The organism is Pseudomonas fluorescens, assembly GCF_019212185.1.
GTDB lineage: Bacteria > Pseudomonadota > Gammaproteobacteria > Pseudomonadales > Pseudomonadaceae > Aquipseudomonas.
Genome location: NZ_CP078138.1, coordinates 1,651,686 through 1,674,850 on the forward strand (window position 1 = coordinate 1,651,686; position 23,165 = coordinate 1,674,850).

General features: G+C 61.5%; 26 protein-coding genes. 15 read left to right on the forward strand and 11 right to left on the reverse strand.

The features are described from left to right. Positions 1–113: 113 nt before the first annotated feature. The 3 genes from KW062_RS07210 to KW062_RS07220 are packed head-to-tail and all read right to left on the reverse strand — an operon-like array spanning position 114 to position 2,679. On the reverse strand, positions 114–1,163 hold the full coding sequence (locus tag KW062_RS07210) for an alkene reductase (protein WP_105755652.1): 1,050 nt from the start codon (positions 1,161–1,163) through the stop codon (positions 114–116). Positions 1,164–1,184: 21 nt separating this feature from the next. Next, complete coding sequence (locus KW062_RS07215) at positions 1,185–2,351, reverse strand: MFS transporter (protein WP_105755651.1); 1,167 nt, start codon at positions 2,349–2,351, stop codon at positions 1,185–1,187. Positions 2,352–2,373: 22 nt separating this feature from the next. Then, the gene (locus tag KW062_RS07220) at positions 2,374–2,679 is read right to left on the reverse strand and encodes an ArsR/SmtB family transcription factor (RefSeq protein WP_105755650.1); all 306 of its coding nucleotides are present in this window, start codon (positions 2,677–2,679) and stop codon (positions 2,374–2,376) included. A 154-nt stretch (positions 2,680–2,833) separates the two neighbouring features. Between KW062_RS07220 and KW062_RS07225 the strand changes: the two genes are divergently transcribed. Next, the gene (locus KW062_RS07225; protein WP_105755649.1) at positions 2,834–3,412 is read left to right on the forward strand and encodes an acyl carrier protein phosphodiesterase; all 579 of its coding nucleotides are present in this window, start codon (positions 2,834–2,836) and stop codon (positions 3,410–3,412) included. Here KW062_RS07225 and KW062_RS07230 read toward each other — a convergent pair whose 3' ends face one another. Next, a complete protein-coding gene (locus KW062_RS07230) occupies positions 3,413–4,207 on the reverse strand; it encodes a lysophospholipid acyltransferase family protein (protein WP_027621185.1) in 795 nt (264 codons plus the stop codon). Beyond that, entirely contained in the window at positions 4,207–4,962 is a 756-nt protein-coding gene (olsB, locus tag KW062_RS07235) for an L-ornithine N(alpha)-acyltransferase (protein ID WP_027621186.1), read from the reverse strand. Before olsB ends, KW062_RS07230 begins: the two co-directional genes overlap by 1 nt. Positions 4,963–5,102: 140 nt before the next feature. Here olsB and KW062_RS07240 point away from each other — a divergent pair, with 140 nt between their 5' ends. The 5 genes from KW062_RS07240 to KW062_RS07260 all read left to right on the forward strand — a co-directional run bounded on the left by KW062_RS07240 (position 5,103) and on the right by KW062_RS07260 (position 9,274). Next, on the forward strand, positions 5,103–5,981 hold the full coding sequence (locus KW062_RS07240; protein ID WP_105755648.1) for an acyl-CoA dehydrogenase: 879 nt from the start codon (positions 5,103–5,105) through the stop codon (positions 5,979–5,981). Positions 5,982–6,035: 54 nt separating this feature from the next. Next, entirely contained in the window at positions 6,036–7,130 is a 1,095-nt protein-coding gene (locus KW062_RS07245) for a serine hydrolase domain-containing protein (RefSeq protein WP_105755647.1), read from the forward strand. After that, on the forward strand, positions 7,127–7,456 hold the full coding sequence (locus tag KW062_RS07250) for an amidase (protein ID WP_105755646.1): 330 nt from the start codon (positions 7,127–7,129) through the stop codon (positions 7,454–7,456). The genes KW062_RS07245 and KW062_RS07250 overlap by 4 nt, the downstream gene beginning before the upstream one ends. 68 nt (positions 7,457–7,524) lie before the next feature. After that, a complete protein-coding gene (locus KW062_RS07255) occupies positions 7,525–8,115 on the forward strand; it encodes a YceI family protein (RefSeq protein WP_105755645.1) in 591 nt (196 codons plus the stop codon). A gap of 1 nt (position 8,116) precedes the next feature. Beyond that, on the forward strand, positions 8,117–9,274 hold the full coding sequence (locus tag KW062_RS07260; RefSeq protein WP_027621191.1) for a phospholipase D-like domain-containing protein: 1,158 nt from the start codon (positions 8,117–8,119) through the stop codon (positions 9,272–9,274). Between the two features lie 90 nt (positions 9,275–9,364). Here KW062_RS07260 and bglX read toward each other — a convergent pair whose 3' ends face one another. Continuing rightward, positions 9,365–11,656 (reverse strand): beta-glucosidase BglX, encoded by a 2,292-nt coding sequence (bglX, locus tag KW062_RS07265; protein ID WP_105755644.1) that lies wholly within the window; start codon positions 11,654–11,656, stop codon positions 9,365–9,367. A 241-nt stretch (positions 11,657–11,897) separates the two neighbouring features. Between bglX and KW062_RS07270 the strand changes: the two genes are divergently transcribed. The 4 genes from KW062_RS07270 (at position 11,898) to KW062_RS07285 (ending at position 15,317) form a co-directional block, all read left to right on the forward strand. After that, positions 11,898–12,506, forward strand: coding sequence for a LemA family protein (locus KW062_RS07270; RefSeq protein ID WP_105755643.1), 609 nt, complete (start codon positions 11,898–11,900; stop codon positions 12,504–12,506). Between the two features lie 62 nt (positions 12,507–12,568). Beyond that, positions 12,569–13,330, forward strand: a complete 762-nt coding sequence (locus KW062_RS29115) for a TPM domain-containing protein (protein ID WP_218424828.1) — start codon at positions 12,569–12,571, stop codon at positions 13,328–13,330. Between the two features lie 28 nt (positions 13,331–13,358). Then, positions 13,359–13,976 carry a TPM domain-containing protein gene (locus tag KW062_RS07280; protein ID WP_027621195.1) on the forward strand — a complete coding sequence of 206 codons (618 nt, stop codon included), beginning with the start codon at positions 13,359–13,361 and terminating at the stop codon, positions 13,974–13,976. 123 nt (positions 13,977–14,099) lie between these two features. Beyond that, positions 14,100–15,317 (forward strand): class I SAM-dependent methyltransferase, encoded by a 1,218-nt coding sequence (locus KW062_RS07285; protein WP_105755776.1) that lies wholly within the window; start codon positions 14,100–14,102, stop codon positions 15,315–15,317. Here KW062_RS07285 and KW062_RS07290 read toward each other — a convergent pair. Continuing rightward, complete coding sequence (locus KW062_RS07290) at positions 15,314–16,204, reverse strand: DMT family transporter (protein WP_027621197.1); 891 nt, start codon at positions 16,202–16,204, stop codon at positions 15,314–15,316. The genes KW062_RS07285 and KW062_RS07290 overlap by 4 nt on opposite strands. A 203-nt stretch (positions 16,205–16,407) precedes the next feature. On the opposite strand from KW062_RS07290, the gene KW062_RS07295 reads away from it, so the two are divergent. From KW062_RS07295 to KW062_RS07305, 3 genes are all read left to right on the forward strand, one after another. Further along, on the forward strand, positions 16,408–16,989 hold the full coding sequence (locus tag KW062_RS07295; RefSeq protein WP_027621198.1) for a DJ-1/PfpI family protein: 582 nt from the start codon (positions 16,408–16,410) through the stop codon (positions 16,987–16,989). Positions 16,990–17,003: 14 nt separating this feature from the next. Then, a complete protein-coding gene (locus tag KW062_RS07300) occupies positions 17,004–17,309 on the forward strand; it encodes a ribbon-helix-helix domain-containing protein (RefSeq protein ID WP_027621199.1) in 306 nt (101 codons plus the stop codon). Between the two features lie 210 nt (positions 17,310–17,519). Beyond that, a complete protein-coding gene (locus KW062_RS07305) occupies positions 17,520–17,864 on the forward strand; it encodes a YegP family protein (RefSeq protein ID WP_027621200.1) in 345 nt (114 codons plus the stop codon). Between the two features lie 10 nt (positions 17,865–17,874). On the opposite strand, the gene KW062_RS07310 is transcribed toward KW062_RS07305, so the two are convergent. Then, positions 17,875–18,762 (reverse strand): dihydrodipicolinate synthase family protein, encoded by an 888-nt coding sequence (locus tag KW062_RS07310; RefSeq protein WP_105755777.1) that lies wholly within the window; start codon positions 18,760–18,762, stop codon positions 17,875–17,877. A gap of 30 nt (positions 18,763–18,792) precedes the next feature. Further along, positions 18,793–19,575, reverse strand: a complete 783-nt coding sequence (locus KW062_RS07315; RefSeq protein ID WP_105755778.1) for an aldolase — start codon at positions 19,573–19,575, stop codon at positions 18,793–18,795. Between the two features lie 157 nt (positions 19,576–19,732). Between KW062_RS07315 and KW062_RS07320 the strand changes: the two genes are divergently transcribed. After that, the gene (locus KW062_RS07320; protein WP_027621203.1) at positions 19,733–20,275 is read left to right on the forward strand and encodes a helix-turn-helix domain-containing protein; all 543 of its coding nucleotides are present in this window, start codon (positions 19,733–19,735) and stop codon (positions 20,273–20,275) included. A gap of 9 nt (positions 20,276–20,284) precedes the next feature. Here KW062_RS07320 and KW062_RS07325 read toward each other — a convergent pair whose 3' ends face one another. Continuing rightward, positions 20,285–21,304 (reverse strand): DUF4917 family protein, encoded by a 1,020-nt coding sequence (locus KW062_RS07325; RefSeq protein WP_027621204.1) that lies wholly within the window; start codon positions 21,302–21,304, stop codon positions 20,285–20,287. 148 nt (positions 21,305–21,452) lie between these two features. On the opposite strand from KW062_RS07325, the gene yiaY reads away from it, so the two are divergent. Beyond that, complete coding sequence (gene yiaY, locus KW062_RS07330) at positions 21,453–22,601, forward strand: L-threonine dehydrogenase (protein WP_105755779.1); 1,149 nt, start codon at positions 21,453–21,455, stop codon at positions 22,599–22,601. A 9-nt stretch (positions 22,602–22,610) separates the two neighbouring features. Here yiaY and KW062_RS07335 read toward each other — a convergent pair whose 3' ends face one another. Continuing rightward, entirely contained in the window at positions 22,611–23,099 is a 489-nt protein-coding gene (locus tag KW062_RS07335) for a DMT family transporter (RefSeq protein ID WP_027621206.1), read from the reverse strand. Positions 23,100–23,165: the final 66 nt, after the last annotated feature.

Genomic DNA, 23,165 nt, shown 5'->3' on the forward strand with positions numbered 1-23,165 from the left:
TCCTGTTACGAGGGGGCGACGGGTTGTAAGCGGTTTGTTTATTTCTCCACGGTAAAAAGAAAAAAGGCCTCGACTCGGATGAGTGGAGGCCTTTTGTTTACGTGTTAAGTGATTTACAGGGTCGGATAGTCGATATAACCGACCGGGCCTTTGCCGTAGAACAGTTCCGGACGTGGTTCGTTAAGCGCCGCGTCGGCTTTCAAGCGTGCCGGCAGATCCGGGTTGGCGATGAAGGGCACGCCGAAGGCGACGGCGTCGGCCTTGCCGCTGGTCAGCCATGCGTTGGCGCTGTCCTTGGTGAAGCGCTCGTTGGCGATGTACGGGCCGCCAAAGGCTTCCTTGAGTTGCGGGCCCAGGCTGTCGGCGCCTTCTTTTTCGCGGGAGCAGATAAAGGCGATACCGCGTTTGCCCAGTTCACGAGCGACGTAGGTGAACGTCTCGGCGAGGTTGTCATCGCCCATGTCATGGGAGTCGGCGCGCGGTGCCAGGTGCACGCCAACGCGGCCAGCGCCCCAAACTTCGATGGCGGCATCGGTCACTTCCAGCAACAGGCGTGCACGGTTCTCCAGAGAGCCACCGTAGTTGTCGGTGCGCTGGTTGGTGCTGCTTTGCAGGAACTGGTCGAGCAGGTAACCGTTGGCGCCGTGGATTTCCACGCCGTCAAAGCCGGCCGCCTTGGCGTTTTCGGCGCCGGTGCGGTAGGCGTCGACGATGTCGGCGATTTCAGCGGTCTCCAGGGCACGTGGGGTCGGGTAGTCGGCCATTGGGCGAACCAGGCTGACATGACCTTTCGGCTGGATGGCGCTTGGCGCGACCGGGGCTTCACCGTTGAGGTACGAAGGGTGGGAGATCCGGCCTACGTGCCACAGTTGCAGAAAGATTTTGCCACCGGCGCCATGGATCGCCTTGGTGACGTTGGCCCAGCCACGTACCTGGTCGTTGGACCAGATGCCGGGGGTGTCCGGGTAGCCCACGCCCATTGGCGTCACCGAAGTCGCTTCGCTGAGGATCAGGCCGGCGGAGGCTCGCTGCACGTAGTACTCCGCCATCAACGCGTTGGGTACGCGGCCTTCGTCGGCGCGGCAGCGGGTCAGGGGAGCCATGATGATGCGGTTGGCCAACTCGACGTCGCCCAGTTTGATCGGATCGAAAATAGTCGTCATGAAATAGCGCTCGTAGTGGGATCAGTTAGTCGCAGGAGCCAGTTCGGGGTCACCGCTCTGGCGAAAGGTAATCAGGGTGACCAGCAAGGCCAGTACCGCCAGTGCCGCCGCCGCGAGGGGCACGCTGGTCAGGCCGAAGCCGTGGGCGATGACGCTGCCGCCAACCCAGGCGCCAAGGGCGTTTCCGACGTTGAAGGCGCCGATATTCAGGGTCGACACCAGGTTTGGTGCCGCCTTGCCATAGGTCACCACGTTGATTTGCAGCGCCGGTACGGCGGCGAACGATGCGGTGGCCCAGAGGAACAGGGTGATTTCGGTGGGAATCAGCGCAACGCTGGTCCAGGTCAGGACGGTGGAGACCACGGCCATGGAAATGAACACGCCGATCAAGGTCGCGCTCAGGCGTTTGTCCGCCAGCTTGCCGCCGATGATGTTGCCCAGGGTCAGACCCAGACCGATCAACAGCAGGGTCCAGGTCACGCCTTTGGGCGAGACGCCGGTGACGTCGCCAAGCAGCGGTGCGACGTAGGTAAAGAGGGTGAACATCGAGGCGGCGAACAGCGCGGTCATGCTCAGCGACAGCCAGATCCCGGCGCCCTTGAGTGCACGCAGTTCGGCGCGCATGTCGAGTTTTTCTTCGTCACGCTTGGCCGGCAGGAAGCGAATCAGGCCGATCAGCGCGATCACGCCAATTACCGTCACCGCCCAGAAGGTCGAGCGCCATCCGGCTTCCTGGCCGAGCGCGGTGCCCAGCGGAACCCCCAGTACGTTGGCCAGGGTCAGGCCGGTGAACATCAGGGCCACGGCCGAGGCACGCTTGTTGGCCGGTACCAGGCCCGCTGCCACCACTGAACCGATGCCGAAGAACGCACCGTGGCAGAGGGCGGTGACCACGCGGGCAAACATCAGCACGTTATAGTCGCTGGCCAGGGCACAGAGCAGGTTGCCGACGATGAAAATGCCCATCAACGCTACCAGTGCCGCCTTGCGTGGCAATTTGGCGGTAGCCAGTGCCATGAACGGCGCACCGATGGCCACGCCCAGGGCATAACCGGTGACCAGCCAGCCGGCGCCGGGGATCGACACGCCGAGGTCGGCCGCCACATCGGGCAGCAAGCCCATGATGACGAACTCAGTGGTGCCGATGGCGAAGGCGCTCAAGGCCAGGATGAGGAGCGAGAGGGGCATGCTGGAGGTCCTTTGTGAGCTCCTAGAGCTCTTTACCTAGGGTGTCGAGGAAGGCCTGGATGGTTTCCTCGTTACGTTTGTAGAAATGCCATTGGCCGACTTTCTGGCTGCGGATCAGGCCTGCGCGGTGCAGGGTTGCCAGGTGGGCGGAAACGGTTGACTGCGACAGGCCGCAGCGTTGGTCGATTTGCCCGCAGCACACACCGAAGTCGGTGCTGTGTTCCTGATCGGGAAACTCGGTGGCCGGGTCTTTCAACCAGTTGAGAATGTCTCGCCGTACTGGGTGTGCCAGGGCTTTTATTATTTCGTCGAGGTCGATGCTGGACATGGCGGTGCTCGGGTTGGGTAAAACGTTATATCGCGATGAAGCGAACTTTAAATCGGTATTTCGCGATATACCAATATGATTTTGATCTGATATCAGCATAAATCGGTATATCGAGTTATAACGATATGATGGGCGCGGTGCTAAGCTGTGCGCCATGAACTATCTCGCACATCTTCACCTCGGTGGCCAGCGTCCCGGTCAATTGCTCGGCAGTTTGTATGGCGACTTCGTCAAGGGGCGTCTGCAAGGGCAGTTCAGCGCCGAGATCGAAAACGCCATCGCCCTGCACCGACAAATCGATGTCTTCACCGACCGCCATGCCGTGGTCGATGTGGCGTTGTCCCGCTTCAGCCAGACTCGACGGCGCTACGCCGGTATCGTCCTCGACGTATTCTTCGACCATTGCCTGGCCCGGGATTGGGCGCAGTACGCCGACTCCTCATTGCCGCACTTCACCGCAGGCGTGTACCGGGTACTGGCCGCCGAACCGCAATTGCCGGGGCGGCTGGCGCAGATCGCGCCGTACATGGCGGCGGATGACTGGTTGGGTTCGTACCGCGAGTTTGCGGTGCTGGAGCAGGTGTTGCGGGGCATATCACGGCGGCTGTCTCAGCCACAGGAACTGGCCGCCGCGATGCTGGAGCTGGAGCGTTTGTATGAGCCTCTGAGCGAGGACTTCCGTCTGTTCTATCCGCAACTCCAGGCGTTTGCCGGACAGCGTTTAGACCCCTGATCAGGCCGCAATCAACTCCCCACCTCGACGTGGTTGCGCCGGTTGCGTGACGTCGCCAAACAACGCCTGGTGTATGGCCTGTTGCGCGGCAAAGGCCAGGGCGGCCCGTTCCTGGCCCTGACAGGCGATAGGTTTCAGCAGGTGGATGTGCACCTCACCCAGGTCGTTGGCGAACAGGCGCATCAGGTGCGACAGCAGATCGTCATCGCCAATGAACGGCGCCAGCGTATCGGGCTGACCGTTTCGCAGATAGCGAATGGCCACGGGTTGCAGGGCGACGTCCGCGTCAATCGCAGCCGACAGCAGGCGACCATGGAAGGTGCGCAGCGAACGGCCGTCGGTGGTGGTGCCCTCGGGGAACATCAACAGCGGGTGCTGTTGCTGCAAGTGCCGGCCCATCTGTTTGCGAATCAGTTGGCTGTCGCCTGCCCCCCGACGGATGAACAGGCTACCCGCCTTGGCCGCCAGCCAGCCGGCAACCGGCCAGGTACGCACTTCGGCCTTGGACAGGAACGACATGGGGGCCAACATGCCGAGCAGGGGAATGTCGGTCCAGGACACATGATTGCTGACCCACAGCATCGGCTGGCGCGGCAGTTCGCCTTGAACGGTCACGCGAAAGGGCAGGGCATTGCTCAAACGACCCATGAAAAACCGCGACCAGCGTTGCCGTCGGACCATCGAGTTGGCCAGGCCCAGGCGCTCGAACAGGCCGAACAGACAAGCCATACTCAAGCCCAGCGCCACCACCAGCAAGACCCGCGCAATCCGTCCGTACACCCGCAACCGGCTCATTACACGGCCGCCTTGAAGTGTTTGGCGTAACGCGGGCAGAGCTCATCGCGCTTCAGCAGGATGAATACGTCGGCCACCTGGAAATCTTCATCCCAGCATGGCTCGCCGCAAATCTTTGCGCCCAGGCGCATGTACGCCTTGAGCAGCGGCGGCATTTCGGCGATCACGTTGGACGGGATGTCGAGGCTGGGCAGCGGTTTTTTCGGTTCGGCCCGCAGGTGTTCGGTGCACAGGTAACGCTCGCGCAGGCGCTGCATGATGGCGTGGGCCTGGACTCCGCCGTCCTGCATCGGAATGCTCGCGCAGCCCATCAGGTAGCTGTAGCGGCCTTGATTGAGGACTTCCGCCAATTCGCCCCAGAGCACGGCGATGGTGCCACCGTTGCGATACGCCGGATCGACGCAGGTACGGCCCAGTTCAAGGATCGGGCCCTGCAAATGCTTGAGGCCGTGCAGGCTGAACTCCTCTTCACTGTAGAAACGCCCCAGGCTGCTGGCCGCGGTGTGGTCGAGCAGGCGAGTGGTGGCCACCAGGCGACCGGTGTTCAGGTCACGTACACCGATGTGGCTGCAATGAACATCGTAGTCATCCATGTCCAGACCCAGTTCTGCGCCTTTGAGCTTGGCATCGAACTCCGCGCTGAAGACGTTGAAGCGCAAAGCCTGGGCCTCTTGCAAGGCCTCGGCGCCGATCAGGCGTTCGGCTTGCAGACGGCGTTCAGTGCCGGTGTCACGGATGCGGGCGATCTGGGTCATGACGAATCTCCGTACGCGCTGCTCACCCCACGCGGGTTGCAGTCGATCGACTTTGTTGTGCAAAGTCAGGCTATGGAGCCCCGGTGTCATGACTATGACGTTTGGGTGATGCTTGTATGACAGCCATTGAGGACCCGTCTATGCCTTGGCAAGCCCTGTTGAACTGCAATACTCGATTGGCCGCGACCCCGGATCTGGCGGAGGGTTACGCGATTTTGCTGGAGCAATTGGGCGCCGTGACGCCTTTCGAATTGGCAGTGCGCGGCGGGCGCATGATGGCGACGCCGGGCTGGGCTTTCCTGGTGGGCTATCAGGCGGCATTGCGCATGTTATGGCCCAGCGCACCGCTCAGCCTGGGCGCGTTATGTGCGACCGAACAGCGCAGCCTGCGTCCGGCAGACCTGCAGACTCGCCTCAGCGATCTGCGCTTGAGTGGACGCAAGGATTTCGTCACCGCCGGCGATGCGGCGGATTGGCTGTTGATTGCCGCGCGTAGCGAGGAAGAAGGCGAGTCGCCGCGCCTGAGTCTGGCCGTGGTGTATCCCGGAGAACCTGGTGTGCGCCTGGAAAAGCTGGCGCCTCTACCGTTGATGCCGGACATCAGTCACGGGCGGGTGTTCCTCGAGGGCGCGCTGTGTGAGCTGCTCGCCGGCGACGGCTGGGATGCCTACGTCAAACCGTTCCGAACTCTGGAAGACATCTACGTACTCAGCGCCATGAGCGCCTGGCTGTATGGCGTTGGTCAGGACTATGGCTGGCCGCAAGCGTTGCAATTGCAGTTGCTGGCGCTGTTGGCCGGTTGCGCAGAAGTCAGTCGACAGCCGCCCAACAGCAGTGCCGGGCATGTGGTGCTGGCAGGCTTGTTTGCCCAGTTCGACAGCTTGAAAGTGGCGATCGATCAAGCCTTTGCCGCAGGCTCGCCGGAGTGGGCAGCGTTGTGGCAGCGCGACCAGGCGGTGTTGCAACTGGCGGCGGGCGCTCGGGCCAAGCGCCTGGCCAAGGCGTTGACGTCGCGCTAGAACTGTCATTGATATCGACTAGGCTCAGCAGGTTTATTTCCATGAGTTCGCGCCATGCTCAAAGGTTTGTCCCTGCTGGTCATGCTGCTGGTCAGCGTTACTGTTCGTGCTGAAAACTGGCCCGCCGAACACTGGGCGCAAGGGCCTGTCGTCAGCGGCCCGGCACTGCAGGCGCTGGAGGACTATGCCTTTGTCCCCCGTGACGAGGTAGGCCGCAGGGGTATCCGCACCGATGCCTTGCTGGTGATTCGCGATGGTCAGCTGATCTACGAGCGTTATGCCGGTGGCACCAGCGCCGACACCCCGCACCTGACCTGGTCGGTCAGCAAGAGTGTGATGGCAGCGGTATTGGGGGTGGCCTATGGCGAAGGCCGGTTCAGCCTGGAGGATCCGGCAGCGAAGTATTACCCAGCCCTGCAAAGCCATCCTGACATCCGCATCGCCGACCTGCTGCACTGGGCCTCGGGCCTGGATTGGCAGGAGGACTATGAATATGCGCCACTGAACTCTTCGGTGGTCGCCATGCTGTACACCCGCGGACATGCCGACATGGCGCAATTCACTGCCGAGCATCAGCGCCACGCCGATGCCGGCCAGCAGTTTCGCTACTCCAGCGGCGACAGCAACCTGCTGGCGGCCGCGCTGAAAACCCTGCTCGGGCCGCAGCAGTATGCGGATTATCCGTGGCGCGCCTTGTTCGACCCCCTGGGGATTCGCAGCGCCGTGTGGGAAACCGATGCCGCGGGCACCTTCGTCGCTTCCTCGTATGCCTACATGACGGCCCGCGACCTGGCGCGCATCGGCTTGTTGATGCAGCGCAACGGTCGCTGGCACCAGCGTCAGTTGTTGCCGGTCGATTGGGTCGCCTTCAATCTGCAGCCCTTCGAGCGTTACCAGGCCAATCAAGATGCGGCCGTGCCGGGCGGCCATTGGTGGCTCAATCGTCCGTTGGACGGTGCGCCGAGCCCCTGGTCGGACGCGCCGGCCGACACCTTTGCTGCCCTCGGCCATTGGGGGCAGGCGTTGTACGTGTTGCCCAGCGCGAACCTGGTGATCGTGCGTTATGGCGATGACCGTGACGGCAGTTACCGCCACAACGAATTGCTCAAGCGGGCGCTGGCGGCCTTCACTCCGCAGGTGCAGCCATGAAGTCGCGCAATTTTGTTCTGCGCCGGCCGTTGCTCACGCTGTTTTTAGTGTTGCTCGCGTTAGTGCTGGGTTGGGGCTGGCAGCAGCGCGTAGCCCTGGCGGCTTTTCCGGACATCCTCAGCGCCTACACGGCCAAGGAATATTGCTCGTGTCGCTACGTTGTCGGGCAGTCGCAGGCGTACTGCCAGGGTTACGTGAAGCAGTACCTGCCGCTCAGTGGATTAGTCGATGATGCCGAGCAAAAGCGTGTCACTGCCAGCGGTCTGGGGCGCAGTAATACCGCTGCCTGGATCGGTAGTCGCCAAGGTTGTCGCCTGCTTCCGTGATCTGACAGTTTGCAATCAGTACAGGGCCGGTTAAGGTTCGTTCAGGTTTATCGGCCCCATGAGTTTCCATGTTCAATCGCTCACTCTGCAAAACGCTCGCATTCCTGCTGCTGGCGGGCTCCTCCGCTTCGGCCAACGCCAACTGGTACCTCGACGGCGAGTCTTCTCGGCTGTCATTTATTTCCACAAAAAACGCCAATATCTCCGAAGTTCAGCGATTTTTGGTCCTGCACGGCAAGGTTGATCCGAAAGGCCTGGCGCAGGTCCAGGTCGAACTGGAGTCGGTCAACAGTGGCGTGCCGCTGCGGGATGAGCGCATGCGCAAGGAGCTTTTCGAGATTCAGACCTTCCCCGAAGCGCTGATCACGACGCAAATCGATCTGCGACCGATCAATGACCTCGCTCCGGGCGCGCAACTGGAACTGCGCCTGCCATTGACTGTTGACCTGCATGGCAAGCAGCACACGTACAACGCCGAGTTGCTGGCGACCCGGCTCGACGACCGACGTTTCCAGGTGGTGACCCTGGAGCCGCTGGTGATCAACGCCGAGGATTTCGACCTGGCGCCAGGCCTGGAGCGCCTGCGCAAACTCGCCGACTTGTCGGCGATCAGCCTGTCAGTGCCGGTGGGTGCGGTACTGATTTTCACGGCGCGCTGAGATGAAGGGCGCCGTGTTCCCATGGCGTGACGGCAATCACTTTGAGTTGCTGATCGACGGCCCGCAGTTTTTTCCACGAATGCTGGCGGCGATTGCCGACGCTCAAGAGCAGGTCGAACTGGAGCTGTATCTGGTGGAGGCGGGCGCCTGCGCCGAAGCCATGGTGCGCACGCTGGTGGAGGCCGCCGAGCGTGGCGTACGGGTGCGTTGCCTGTTCGATGACTATGGCAGCCTGGCGTTTACCCTGAGTTTGCGTCGCCGGTTGACCGAGGCCGGGGTCGAGTTGCGCTTCTACAATCGCCTGAGCTGGCGGCGCTGGGTGCGCAACTTTTACCGCGACCACCGCAAGCTGCTGTTGGTCGACCAGACGCTGGCGGTGGTGGGCGGCACCGGCGTCACCGATGAGTTCTGGACCCCGGGCCATGAGGTCAGCGAGTGGCATGAGGTGATGGTGCAAATCAGCGGCCCGTTGGTGCTCGACTGGCAATTGCTGTTCGATCGCCAATGGATTGCCAACCGCTATCGCCGCGCCTGGAAACCGGCTGCGCATTTTGGTTTGCCGCGTCTGCCGAGGGTTCCGCCAACGGGTGAGGGCATGGGCCGGGTGGCTTACGCCGATGCCGCGCAACACCGGGATATCCTGCAGTCGTTGTTTCGCGCCCTCAACAGTGGCCAACGGCGCATCTGGCTGGCCACGCCGTATTTTCTGCCGACCTGGAAAATCCGTCGTTCACTGCGTAAGGCCGCCGCACGGGGCATCGATGTCCGCCTGTTGTTGACCGGCCCGCGTACCGATCATCCTTCCGTGCGATATGCCGGGCATCGCTATTTCCCCAGGCTGCTCAAAGCCGGGGTGAAGATTTTCGAGTACCAGCCGTGTTTCCTGCACCTGAAAATGGTGCTGGTGGATGACTGGGTCAGCATCGGCTCGTGCAATTTCGATCACTGGAATCTGCGCTTCAACCTGGAAGCGAATCTGGAGGCCATCGACAGCGAATTGACCCACGCGGTGGCGAGCAGTTTCGAGCGCGATTTTGCCTTGAGCCAGCAGGTCAGCCTCGAAGCCTGGCGCCACCGGCCACTGTGGCGGCGGGTCCAGCAACGGGTGTGGGGATGGGTGGATCGGGTGGTGGTGAATCTGCTGGATCGGCGTGGTTAATCAGACCGCGTCGTCTGGTTTGCCGCTTTCGTCCCTGTAGGAGCTGGCAAGCCAGCTCCTACAGGTGATTGAGATGACGCGGTTCAGCCGTTAAAGCAACTCAAAGCTCTGCTGCGTCACGTCCTCTGAATCGAGGCCGATCTGCACGTTGAACTTGCCAGGTTCGGCAGCGTACTTGAGCTGGGCGTTGTAGAACTTCAGGTCGTCCTCGCTGATGCTGAAGTGAATGACCTTCTGTTCGCCGGCTTTGAGCGACACCTTCTGGAAGTTCTTCAGCTCCTTGATCGGGCGGATCATCGAGCCGGTTTCGTCCTGGATATACAGCTGAACCACGGTTTCGCCGTCACGCTTGCCGGTGTTCTTCAGGGTCACGCTGGCGTCGATCTTGCCGCTCTTGTTCAAGGTGGTCGACGACAGGGCCATGTCCGACAGGGCGAATTGGGTGTAGCTCAGGCCGTAGCCAAACGGATACAGAGGGCCGGTGGTGTCATCGAAGTACTGCGAGGTGTAGTTGCCTGGCTTGCCCGGGGTGAACGGACGGCCGATGGTCAGGTGGTTGTAGTAGGTCGGAATCTGTCCCACCGAACGCGGGAAGCTGATGGGCAGCTTGCCGGACGGGTTGTAGTCGCCGAACAGCACATCGGCGATAGCATTGCCGCCTTCGGTGCCGCTGAACCAGGTTTCAAGGATGGCGTCGGCCTGTTGGCTTTCTTCGAGGATCGTCAGCGGCCGGCCGTTCATCAGCACCAGCACCAGCGGCTTACCGGTGGCCTTGAGGGCCTTGATCAGCTCGCGCTGGTTGGCTGGCAGGTTCAGATCGGTGCGGCTCGACGATTCGTGGGACATGCCGCGCGACTCGCCAACCGCCGCCACGATCACGTCGGCCTGTTGTGCCGCTTTCACCGCTTCATCGATCAGAACCTGCGCCGGGCGTGGATCATCGACCACTTCCGGTGCATCGAAGTTGAGGAAGTTCAGGTAGTCGACGACTTTCTTGTCCGAGGTGATGTTGGCACCCCGGGCATAACTGAGCTTGGCTTGATCACCCAGGGCACGGGTCATGCCGTCGAACAGGGTGACCGATTGCGCGGGTTTGCCGGCGGCGGCCCAACTGCCCATCATGTCGATCGGCGCCTTGGCCAGCGGGCCGACCAGGACGATTTTGGCGGTTTTGCGCAGCGGCAGGGTGTCGTTGCTGTTTTTCAGCAGGACCTGGCTGCGTCGCGCCACGTCACGGGCTTCGTCACGATGCAGGCGGCTTTCGGCGTAGGTGTCGGCCGGATCGTCCTCGGCCTTGCCGATGCGCAGGTAAGGGTCCTTGAACAGGCCCATGTCGTACTTGGCCGCGAGTACTTCACGCACCGCTGCGTCGATGTCGCTCTGCTGGATTTCCCCGGACTTGAGCAAGCCTGGCAGTTCCTTGCCGTACAGGGTGTCGTTCATGCTCATGGCGATACCGGCCTTGATCGCCAGCTTCGCTGCTTCGCGTCCATCGCGGGCCACACCGTGCTTGATCAGTTCGAAGATCGCGCCGTGGTCGCTGACGGCCAGGCCCTTGAAGCCCCATTCGTCGCGCAGCAGGTCCTTCATCAGCCAGGTGTTGGCGGTCGCCGGGATGCCGTTGATCGAGTTCAGCGCCACCATGACCCCGCCAGCGCCGGCTTCGATCGCCGCGTGGTACGGCGGCAGGTAGTCCTGGTACATCTTGACCGGGCTCATGTCGACGACGTTGTAGTCGCGCCCACCCTCGACCGCACCGTAGAGGGCGAAGTGCTTGACGCTGGCCATGATGTTGTCGGCGCCGATCAGGCCCGAGCCCTGGTACGCCTTGACCATTACCCGGGCAATGCGCGACACCAGGTAGGTGTCCTCGCCGAAGCCTTCGGAGGTGCGGCCCCAGCGCGGATCGCGGGAGATGTCGACCATCGGTGCGAAAGTGATATCGAGGCTGTCGGCGGCGGCTTCTTTCGCGGCAGTGCGCCCGCTCAGGCCGATGGCGTCCATGTCCCAGCTGGATGCCAGGGCCAGGGGGATCGGGAAAATCGTGCGGTGGCCGTGGATCACGTCATAGGCGAAGAACATCGGGATCTTCAGCCGGCTGCGCATGGCCGCGTCCTGCATCGGCCGGTTTTCCGGGCGGGTGATCGAGTTGAAGGTGCCACCGATGTTGCCGGCGGCGATTTCCTTGCGGATCAGTTCCCGGGGCATTTCCGGGCCGATGCTGATCAGGCGCAGTTGGCCGATCTTTTCGTCCAGGGTCATCTGCTTCATCAGGTTGCCGATGAACGCATCCTTGTTCTCGAGGCCGGCAGGCGTGGTGCCAGCCCATACCGAGTGACTGGCCAGGCCGATGGCAAGGCCCAGCAAACACAACTTCTTCATGAATAGTTTTCTCAAAAGCCCACACAATGGTCATCGAGACGCATCGGCCAGCCAAAATTTAGGGAGCGACTATTGTTGTTCGGGTAAATGCAGCAAACTTTGCAACTCTTTATTCGCGCTGGGCATCTTTTAGCCGATTGGCTCGATGCAATCCAGTGGCGAGGGCAGATTAAGTCCCGGGTAGTCGATTGGGCGGGACACAGAGCCATTACCAAAGCACAGGGCAAGGGAGCACACGGACATGAATGTACAACAGCGCTATCGTTCGGCCTGGCAAATGACGGTTTTGCTGGTGCTGGGCTCGGTATTGGCCGGCTGCGGCATCAACACCATTCCGACCCTTGACGAGCAGGCCAAGGCGGCCTGGTCGCAGGTACAGAACCAGTATCAGCGGCGCGCCGACCTGATTCCCAATCTGGTGGAAACGGTCAAGGGCTATGCCCAGCACGAGCAGGACACCCTGACGGCGGTCATCGAGGCCCGAGCCAAGGCGACGTCGATCCAGGTTGACGCCAATACCCTCGACAACCCGGAAAAACTCAAGCAATTCCAGCAAGCCCAGGACCAGCTCAGCGGCGCACTCAGCCGTTTGATGGTGGTGTCCGAGCGTTACCCGGACCTCAAGGCCAACCAGAACTTCCTGGCCCTGCAATCGCAACTCGAAGGCACTGAAAATCGTATCGCCGTGGCGCGTCGTGATTTCATCCTCGCGGTACAGAAGTACAACACTGAAATTCGTACGTTCCCCGGCCGTCTGTGGCACACGGTGATGTACAGCAACTTGCCGTTGCGCGAAACCTTCGAGGCCACCAGCCCCGATGCCGACAAAGCGCCGCAAGTGAAGTTCTGAACCGGTCCGCGGCCCGGCAGTGACGCCGGGCTGCGCCTGGAGCGAATAGGGATGAGGTACTGATGCGCGTCTTTCGAATGAGCCTGGTGCTGGTGCTCTGGGTATTTGCCATCACCGCACAGGCCGAGCTGAAATTTCCGGCGCTGACCGGACGGGTGGTAGATAACGCCCAGATGATCGAGCCGGCGGTACGCGAGCAACTCGCTCAACAATTGCAGGCCCATGAGCAGACCACGGGCGAACAATTGGTGGTGGTCACCCTGGCCAACCTGCAAGGCACCAGCATTGAAGACTTCGGTTATCAATTGGGCCGCTATTGGGGGATCGGGCAGAAGGACAAGAACAACGGCGCGCTGTTGATCGTTGCGCGGGACGAGCGCAAGTTGCGGATCGAAGTCGGTTACGGCCTGGAAGACCGGCTGACCGATGCGCAAAGCTCGGTGATCATCAATCAGGTGATCACCCCGGCCTTCAAGGCCGGCAATTTCAGCAAGGGCATCAGCGACGGTGTGGCGGCGATGCTGGTGGTGCTGGGCGGTAATCCGCTGGATGAGCCGGCCACGGCTTATGGCGCCGGCGGCGACGATGCCAGCGATTTCGTCGGCCAGCATCCGGGGCTGTTCGTGTTTCTGGTGGTGCTGTTCATCCTGACGGTGTTTGTCTGCCAAATGCTCGGGATCTTGCCCAGTGGCGGTCGCGGAGGCGGCGGTGGCATGGGAGGGGGCGGTTTCGGCGGCGGAGGTTTTGGTGGCGGCTCTGGAGGTGGTGGATTCGGCGGAGGAGGGGGCAGTTTCGGGGGCGGCGGATCGTCGGGCGGCTGGTGAAGACAACAATGAGTGAGCAAGTACAACCATGGCATTACTGAGCGAATACGAACAGCGTCAGGTCGCCGAGGCGATCGCCCGGGTCGAGCGCGACACCGACGCTGAACTGGTCACCGTGCTGGCGGCACGGGCTGATGACTACACCTACATCCCCTTGCTCTGGGCCAGCCTGCTGGCGTTGATCGTGCCCGGCCTGGTGCACTACGTCTCGGGGTGGATGAACATGCACACGCTGCTGCTGGTGCAGTGGGTGAGTTTCATTGCCCTGTGCCTGATCTTCCGGATTCCGGCGCTTACCACGCGTCTGATCCCGCGGGCCGTGCGTCACTGGCGCGCCTCGAACCTGGCGCGTCGGCAGTTCCTCGAGCAAAACCTGCACCATACCGTTGGCAGTACCGGCCTGCTGATTTTCGTCTGCGAAGCCGAGCGCTACGTCGAGATTCTGGCGGACGAAGGCATTTCCCGGCATCTGGACAACCAACAATGGGAACCCATCGTCGCGGCCTTTACCCGGCAGGTGCGGCAGGGTCAAACGTTGCAGGGCTTCGTCAGTTGCATCGAGGCCTGTGGCGAGTTGCTCAAGGTGCATGTCCCCGTGACCCACGTGCGCAATGAGTTGCCCAATCGGCTGGTGGTGCTTGGCTGAGCAGAAAGGCCGATGGGCTGAAGGGGCAACGAGCCGGGATAAAAATAACTCCGTGCCCTCAAGCCCCATCCCCCCTAAAATAACGGCCATTCCCTGTTTTGCACCGCCCGAGGCGTTTTCTTCATGTCCGTTACCGCAACTCCCGCCAGCCTCACGCCCGATCACCACGGTCAATTCATCGAGCTCTTGAGCAGCAGCCTCGCGCAGCAGGCGTTCATCAAGCTGGTGCTGGCCAAGTACGTCGGCGACGAAGCGGACCTGCAACGCATCATCATCAAGCAACTGACGGTCAAGGAGCAGGCGTGCCTGTCTTTCGTCTATCGCTACAAGACTCGCGACATCACCAAGAACTTCCCGCTCGAAGAGGGCGTGGCGACGGTTGCCAGCTTGTTGCCGCAAGCGTTCAAGAACGCCCATCTGCTGTCGCTGACTGACGAGGCGCAGCTCGAGTACAGCAAGAAGGGCAAGAGCTCGCTGTTCAAGAGCAAGCCCCAGCAGCTGCGCGAAGTGCCCACTGGCGAACACAACCGTGAGAAAAACCGTTTCCTCGACCTGAACCGGCCGTTCCTCGTCGACTTGGGTGTGACCAATAAACAACACGAGCTGATTCCGGCGATGTCGCGCAAGTGGAAGCAGATCAACAAGTTCATCGAAGTCTTCAGCCATGCCTTGACCTCCTCGCCGCTGGCGCTGGACAAACCGGTGCAAGTGGCGGACTTCGGATCGGGCAAGGGCTATCTGACCTTTGCCATTCACGATTACCTGCGCAATACCTTGAAGGCCGAGGGCGTGGTGACGGGCGTCGAGCTGCGCGAGGACATGGTGACTTTGTGCAACGCCGCCGCCGGACGCCTCGAACATCCGGGCCTGGTATTCAAGTGCGGTGATGTACGCAGTGTGGCGCCCAGCGAGCTGGACGTGATGATTGCCCTGCATGCCTGTGACATCGCCACGGATTACGCGATCCACACTGGCATCCGTTCCGGGGCGTCGATCATCATGTGCTCGCCGTGCTGCCACAAACAGATTCGCCTGCAGATCCAGAGCCCGGCGTTGCTCAAGCCGATGCTGCAATACGGCCTGCACCTGGGGCAGCAGGCGGAGATGGTCACCGACAGCCTGCGCGCACTGTTCCTGGAAGCCTGTGGTTATGAGACCAAGGTGTTCGAGTTCATCTCCCTGGACCACACCAACAAGAACAAGATGATCCTGGCGGTCAAGCGCGCCGAGCCGGTGAATCCGGCCCAGCTGCTGGTTAAGATCGAAGAACTCAAGGCCTTCTATCAGATCAGTGAGCACTGCCTGGAAACCTTGCTGCGCGCCGACGGTCTGCTCGGCTAGGCCGTGGCGGGGCGCGCCGGCTGCACCGCCGTCTTGCGCCCCATGATCACCGTGACGATCACCCCGGCGGCAAACACCCAGGTGACCGGCTCGACGTGCTCACCGAAGAACAGGGCCGAAAACGCGATGGTGAAAAAAATCTGCAGCAATTGGATTTGACTGACCCGGGCGATGCCACCCATGGCCAGCCCGGCGTACCAGGCGAAGAAGCCGATGAACTGCGAGAACAGCGACACGTAACCGAAGGCCCACCAGGTTTTGCTCGAGATTGCGCCCTGATGCTGGGCGGCCAGGTACAGCACCGGGCCGATCAACAGCGGCGTCGACAGCACCAGCGCCCAGCAGATCACCTGCCAGCCGCCCATTTCTTTGGCCAGGCGTCCACCCTCGGCGTAGCCCAGGCCGCCGACGGCAATTGCTCCGAGCATCAGCAGATCGCCAGCCTGAATGCTGCCTGCACCACTGATCAGCGCATAACCCAGGACCAGCGCACTGCCCAGCGCGGCGCAGGCCCAGAAGGCTTTCGATGGCCGTTCATGGGACAGCCACGCCGCATAGAGCGCGACACACAGGGGTTGCAAGCCGTTGACCAGGGCGCCATGGGAGGCCGGCAAGGTTTGCATGGCCCAGGCCGACAGCACCGGAAACCCGAGAATCACGCCAGCAATTACCAGGCTCAGGCCCTTGATCTGTTGCCAGGTCGGCCATTTCTCCCGACGCCACAGCAGCAGTGCCGCCGCCGGAATGGCCGCGAACAAGGCGCGGCCCAGGCCGTTGAGCAAGGGATGGAGTTCCTGCACCACGATGCGGGTGAAGGGCAGGGTCAGGCTGAAAATGATGACGCCGAGCAGGCCCAGAGCCATGCCGGTGTTTTCGCGCGAGGACATATCGGTAACCCGAGTCGAATAGGGCGGTAAGTGTCGCCATCTAGCCACAAACCCAAGGTCAGACGCTGTTACAGCTAGGCACAGAGTTATCCGTACAGTTTGAGCGACGGGTCGGCGTAGTAGCGGGTTGTTACCCCGCCGCGTGGATTCGGACTACCTTGAATACTCTTCCTGCCCATGTATTACCCAGAGGAGTCCTGCCCATGGCTGCGAAAAAGATCTTGATGCTGGTTGGCGATTACGTCGAAGACTACGAAGTGATGGTGCCGTTCCAGGCTCTGCTGATGGTCGGTCACAGCGTGCACGCCGTGTGCCCGGATAAAACCGCCGGGCAGACCGTACGCACCGCGATCCACGACTTCGAGGGCGATCAGACCTACAGCGAAAAGCCCGGTCACCTGTTCGCCCTGAACTTCGACTTCGCCAAGGTCGATGCCGCCGATTACGACGCTTTGCTGGTGCCAGGCGGGCGTGCGCCGGAGTACCTGCGGCTGAATGAAAAAGTCCTGCAACTGGTGCAAGCCTTCGACAAGGCCGGCAAGCCGATTGCGGCGGTCTGTCACGGCGCGCAACTGCTGGCGGCGGCGGGTATTCTCGAGGGCCGTGAATGCAGCGCCTACCCGGCGTGTGCCCCGGAAGTACGCCTGGCGGGTGGCACCTTTATCGATATTCCCGTGACCGAGGGCCACGTCCAGGGCAATCTGGCCACCGCGCCGGCCTGGCCAGCGCACCCCAACTGGCTGGCCGGCTTCCTCGGCCTGCTGGGCACCAAAATCACTTTGTAAGCGGAGACCTGCGCATGTGCGAGCTGTATGTCAAAGCCGACCCGATCCTCTACGAGTCACGCTCGCGCTCGCTGCGTATCTGCGGGGTGGTGACCACGCTGCGCCTGGAGAACCAGTTCTGGGACATCCTCAGCGAAATCGCCGAGGTCGATGGCATGACCACCAACCAGCTGATTGCCAAGCTCTATGAAGAGGTCATGGATTATCGCGGCGAAGTGGTCAACTTCGCCTCGTTCCTGCGGGTCAGTTGCACCCGCTACCTGAGCCAGCGCAGGGCCGCGCCTGCCGAGTTGACGGTGGTGCATTCGGCGCGCAAATGAGTGTGAAGTGGCTAAATTGCTGGCGCGGGCTTTACTGAAGAGGCCGGGATTCCTAGAGCGCTGTCCCCTGTAGGAGCGAGCCTGCTCGCGAAAAACGTCAACGATAACGCGGACATCCTGAACGAATGCGGCGTGCTGAAGTTCTTCGCGAGCAGGCTCGCTCCTACAAGGGGGTGGCGTCGAATTCCTTTATCCATCAGGAGCAACCCCATGTCTGGATGGTATGAGTTGAGTAAAAGCAGCAACGGTCAATATCGCTTTGTACTGAAAGCCGCCAACGCCGAAACCATTCTCCACAGCGAGCTGTACACCACCCGGGCTGCGGCCGAGGGCGGTATTGCCTCGGTCCGCAGCAACAGTCCGTTGGAGGAGCGCTACGAGAGAAAGTCCACCAAAGACGGCCATCCGTACTTCAACCTCAAGGCCGCCAATCATCAAATCATCGGCAGCAGCGAGGCCTACTCTTCAGAGGCGGCCCTGGAAAAAGGTATCGCCAGCGTCAAGAGCAATGGCGCGACTTTGGTGGTCAAGGACAAGACACTGCCCGTCCTGTAACCAACCCGGATCAGCGCAAGCTGTCGAGCAAGCCCAGCAGTTGGCTGCATCCGGCTTCACCAAGGGGGAATACTGGCAGTCGCGGGTCACCGGCTTCCAGGCCGGTCATGCGCAAGCCGGCCTTGATGGTTGCCGGCAATCCACCCTTGAGAATGAAATCGAGCAACGGCAATTGGCGGTAGAACAGCGTCCGCGCCTTGTCCAGGTCATTGGCCAGCACGGCCTGGTACAGCTCGCCATTGAGCTGCGGGATCAGGTTCGGTGCCGCCGTGCACCAGCCCGCGGCACCGGCGGCGAAGGCTTCCAGCGCCAGCGGATTGCAGCCGTTGTAGAACGGCACCCGGCCTTCGCCGAGCACTTGCAGCTTGTGCATGCGCTGGATGTCACCGGTGCTCTCCTTGACCATGGTCACGTTGTCCACGGCATTGAAAATCCGCAAGATCAGCTCCACGGACATGTCGGTGCCGCTGGTGGCGGGATTGTTGTAGAGCATGATCGGCACGCCAATGCTGGCGCCGATGGTCTGGTAGTGGGCGAGGATTTCCGCTTCGCTGAGCTTCCAGTAGGACGTCGGCAACACCATCACCGAGTCGGCGCCATGGGCCTCGGCAAAGCGCGCGCGGCGCACGGCCTTGGCGGTGGTCAGGTCGGAGACGCTGACGATGGTCGGTACACGTTTGTCGACATGGCGGATGCTGAATTCGCTGACCAGATCCCATTCCGCGTCGCTCAGGTAGGCGCCTTCGCCGGTGCTGCCTAGCGGAGCGATAGCGTGGACGCCGCCGTCGATCAGGCGATCGATGGAGCGGCCAAGGGCGTCCAGGTCGATGCCTTCGCCGCTCGCAGTGAACGGGGTGATGGTGTAGCCGATGATGCCGTGGATGTTCGGGTTGGACATATTATTTCTCCAGAAAGCCAGTCAGTGGGTTCAGTTCAGGCAATCGGCGTGTCGACGCAGAATTTGCCGGGCGTAGTAGTTGAACGCAGCGCCGTGGCGCTTGGGTCTGGAGATCCAGTCATGGGCTTCGCGTCCCAGGGCCGGGAGGATCGGTTTGATGTTGCCGGCTGACATGGCCAGCAACTGCAGTTTGGCCGCGCGCTCGATCAGTTGCGCAATCACGCAAGCCTCCTCGATGGTGCGCCCGGTCGACAGCTGGCCGTGGTGGGACAGCAGAATCGCCCGCTTGTCGCCCAGCGCGGCCGCGATGATTTCACCTTCTTCATTACCCACCGGCACCCCAGGCCAGGCCTGGAGAAAACCGCAGTCCTCGTACAGCGGACAGAGGTCCATGTGGGAAATTTCCAGCGGCACTTCCAGCATTGATAAGGCGGTGACGTGGGTCGGGTGGGTGTGGATGATGCAGTTCACATCCGGGCGGGCGCGGTACACCCAAGAGTGAAAGCGGTTGGCCGGGTTGGGCATGCCGTGACCCTCCAGCACTTCCAGGTCTTCATTGACCAGTAGCAGGTTGTTCGCGGTGATTTCATCGAAACCCAGGCCCAATTGCTGGGTGTAGTAGGTACCGGGTTGCGGGCCACGGGCCGTGATCTGTCCGGCGAGGCCGGAGTCGTGACCGTTTTCGAAGAGGATGCGACAGGTCAGCGCCAGCTTTTGTCGATCGGTCCACGTATTATCCGCCAGGCTGCTTTGCATCTGCGTCAGCGCCTGCTTGATGAGTTGCTCTTTGGGTAGTGCTAATGTCTTGGCCATATCGGCTGTCCTATGCAGAAACCAGTGGACGTCGGATGTGGTTCTCCCGCTGCTCGCAAGGTCGTCGGGGTTGCACATGACACATAAGAGGCTATATGACACTTTGTGTCATTGGCAAGAGATAATCGTCGCCTCCTTGATGGATTAATCGCTGCGCATGTCTATCCGTTTGAAATTACTGCGAAAAAAATTGGGCGTGACCCTTGAGGCGCTGGCTGAAAAGTCCGGCATGACCAAGAGCTATTTGTCGAAAGTCGAGCGTGGTCTGAATACCCCGTCGATCGCTGCGGCGCTGAAGCTGGCCAAGGCGTTGAACGTTAAGGTTGAGGAGCTGTTTTCCGAGGACAACGTCCATCTGGACAGCTACAGCCTGGTCCGCGCCCATGAGCGCCAGTCGTTGGCCGCCAATGACCAGGCCCCCGGTTACGCGGTGCTGGCCCATCAGGTCAGCGAACGCAGCCTGTTGCCGTTCATCATTTATCCGCCCACCGAGTTCACCGACAAGAGCTTCAAGGAGCACGTCGGTGAGGAATTTCTATTCGTCCACGAAGGCCGGGTCGAAGTCGATTTCATGAGTGAACGGGTGATTCTCGAGCGCGGCGATGCGTTGCACTTCAACGCCCAGAAACCCCATCGCCTGCGCTCGGTCGGCGAGGTACAGGCGCAGCTGCTGGTGGTGGTCAACAGCCGGGAGGAGTGAGCAGGCGGCTCAGACCTCGACCGGAACCGACAGCTGTGGATGGCCCAGGGCATGGGTCTTGGAATCGAAGAAGCGCAGTTCGATGTCGCTCTCGGCAAACACCTTCCCATAGTGACGCTTCTGGCTCTGGATAAACGCCGCACTGCGCGGGTAGATCGAGATTGCCACGGTTTTCGGCCGGGCCTGGATCAGCGCCTGGACGATATGCGCGTCCTGCTTGCCGAGGCTGTGACCGAAGATGCACAGCGCGTCGTGCTGCTGCAGCAGTTGGTCGTAGCAGAACGATAGATAATCCGAACTGCGGATGGTCTTGAGCTTGTCTTCGCTGCTGCCTTCGTTGATGAACAGCGGCACGTCGTCCAGGGTCTTGATCGTATTGTTGATCGCAAAGTTGCCCAGCAGCGTGCCCTCGGTCGAGGTCAGCTTGCGCGCCGTGCCGTCCTGGTTGCGCACCAGGTGCAGGCCGCCGTGCAGGTACAACAGGCGAGTCTTGTTGGTGGCGGAGGCGCTCAGCTCGAAACGCGGCTCGCTGCCCTGGAACAGGTCGTCGATAGCCGCCGGGGCCTGCTGGATCGCCCAGTAGTTGAGGAGGTCGTAGTTGGTGGTGAACACGGTTGGGTAGCGGCTCAGTTCGGCGCTGATGGCCTGCAGACTCGAGGGCTGCACCAGACGCCACGGAATGTGTACCGCATGCACCGTATTGATCAGCGCTTCCTTGATCGCGTAGTAGCGATTGCGTGGCGCCGCAGAGCTGACGGCCAGGGCCTTGTTGACCCGGCTGGTGGTCTTCAGGGCGCTGAGCACCTGCTCGAAACTGCGGGTGCCGAGGGCGTCGAAAACGCTCAACTCGGATGGGCTCAAGGGCTTTTCTTCGACAGTGCGGGCGTTTTCGAACAAGGAGTCGTAGGCAAAGTCGTCCCAGACTGCGCGGCTGGCGCCGTTGCCCACCAGCAGGGCGCTGAAATCGGTGGTGGCGCGCAACGCGGTCCAGTCTTCAAGGTGGGTATCAACATCCTGGAAATCGCTCATTGCGTCACTCATCTCAAGCCGGTGGGAACTGGGCGCAGACTTTATCACGACCGGCCATTGAGCCAGATCAAGATGCACGCCTGGGGATGGGGCGAAGCTGGGGCTATTCGCTGACCCGCTGCGGTCGGCCCATCGCAGAGGAATTGCCATGACCAGCACATTTTTCATTCCCGCCGTGAACATCATGGGCAACGGGTGCCTCGATGAAGCCATGACCGCCATTCGCAACTACGGCTTTCGCAAAGCGCTGATCGTCACCGACGTCGGGCTGGTCAATGCCGGTATCCCGGCGCTGATCGCGGAAAAACTCGCGCAGCAGGACGTCGACTCGGTGATCTTTGACGGCGCCAAACCCAACCCGAGCATTGCCAACGTCGAAAGCGGCCTGGCCCTGCTGCAGCGCAGCGCCTGTGACTGTGTGATCTCCCTCGGCGGCGGTTCACCCCATGATTGCGCCAAGGGCATTGCCCTGTGCGCCACCAATGGCGGCACGATTGCCGACTACGAGGGCGTCGATCGCTCGCTCAAGCCGCAACTGCCGCTGATCGCCATCAACACCACCGCCGGCACTGCCAGCGAAATGACCCGTTTCTGCATCATCACCGACGAATCGCGCCACGTGAAAATGGCCATCGTTGACCGCAACGTCACGCCGTTGCTGTCGGTCAACGATCCGGCCCTGATGGTTGGCATGCCCAAGGGGCTGACCGCCGCCACCGGCATGGACGCCCTGACTCACGCGATCGAAGCCTATGTGTCGACTGCCGCGACGCCTATTACCGACACCTGTGCGCTCAAGGCCATCGAGTTGATCAGCCTCAATCTGCGCCAGGCCGTGCGTGATGGCAGTGATATGAACGCCAGGGAAAACATGGCCTACGCGCAGTTTCTCGCCGGCATGGCATTCAACAACGCATCGCTGGGATTCGTACATGCCATGGCGCACCAACTGGGTGGTTTCTACGATTTACCCCACGGCGTGTGCAACGCGGTGTTGCTGCCGCACGTACAAACCTTCAACGCGACGATCTGCGCCGAACGCCTGGCCGTGGTGGCGCAAGCGATGGGCAGCGATATCCAGGGCTTGAATGCGGAGCAGGGCGCCGAGGCGGCCATCGTGGCGATCCGGGCGCTGGCCAGGGATGTGCAGATCCCCGCCGGCTTGGGCGACCTTGGCGCCAAACTGGAAGACATTCCGATCCTCGCCGCCAACGCCCTGAAAGATGCCTGCGGCCTGACCAATCCGCGTGCCGCTGATCAACGCCAGATCGAAGCAATCTTCCGCAACGCGTTCTGAGCCCCTGCCTCAGCCGGGCGTCACCAGCGCCCGGCCCGGCGTGGCACTGAAATGAATCAGACCCACGCCGGCAATCAACAGCACGGCACCGAGCAACTTGCTCAGGTTCAGGGGCCGCTCTGCCAGGCCGAACCAGCCGAAATGGTCGAGCAGTAGCGAGGCCACCACTTGTCCGGTCAGCGCCAGGGCGATAAAACCCGAGGCGCCCAGTTTAGGCAGCAGCATCAGGGCCAGCGCGATAAAGCACACGCCGAACGCGCCACCGGCCCACATCCACAGCGGTGCCTTGCTGATAAAACCCAGGGACGGTAGCGGCAAGCGCAGGGCGATGATCACCGGCAGCAACACCAGGATGCTGACCATCAATGAAGCCAGGGTGGCCCATAACGGATGGCCAAGGCCGCGGCTGAGGTTGGCATTGATTGCGCTTTGGAAAGGCACTACGGCACCGGCAATCACCGCAAGTATTAGAAATCCAGCCCAGTGCAGGGTCGTCATGATTAATTCTCCATCAGGTTTTACTGGACCTTAAGCTATTCGTCGCGCAAATTTAAATTCTGATTT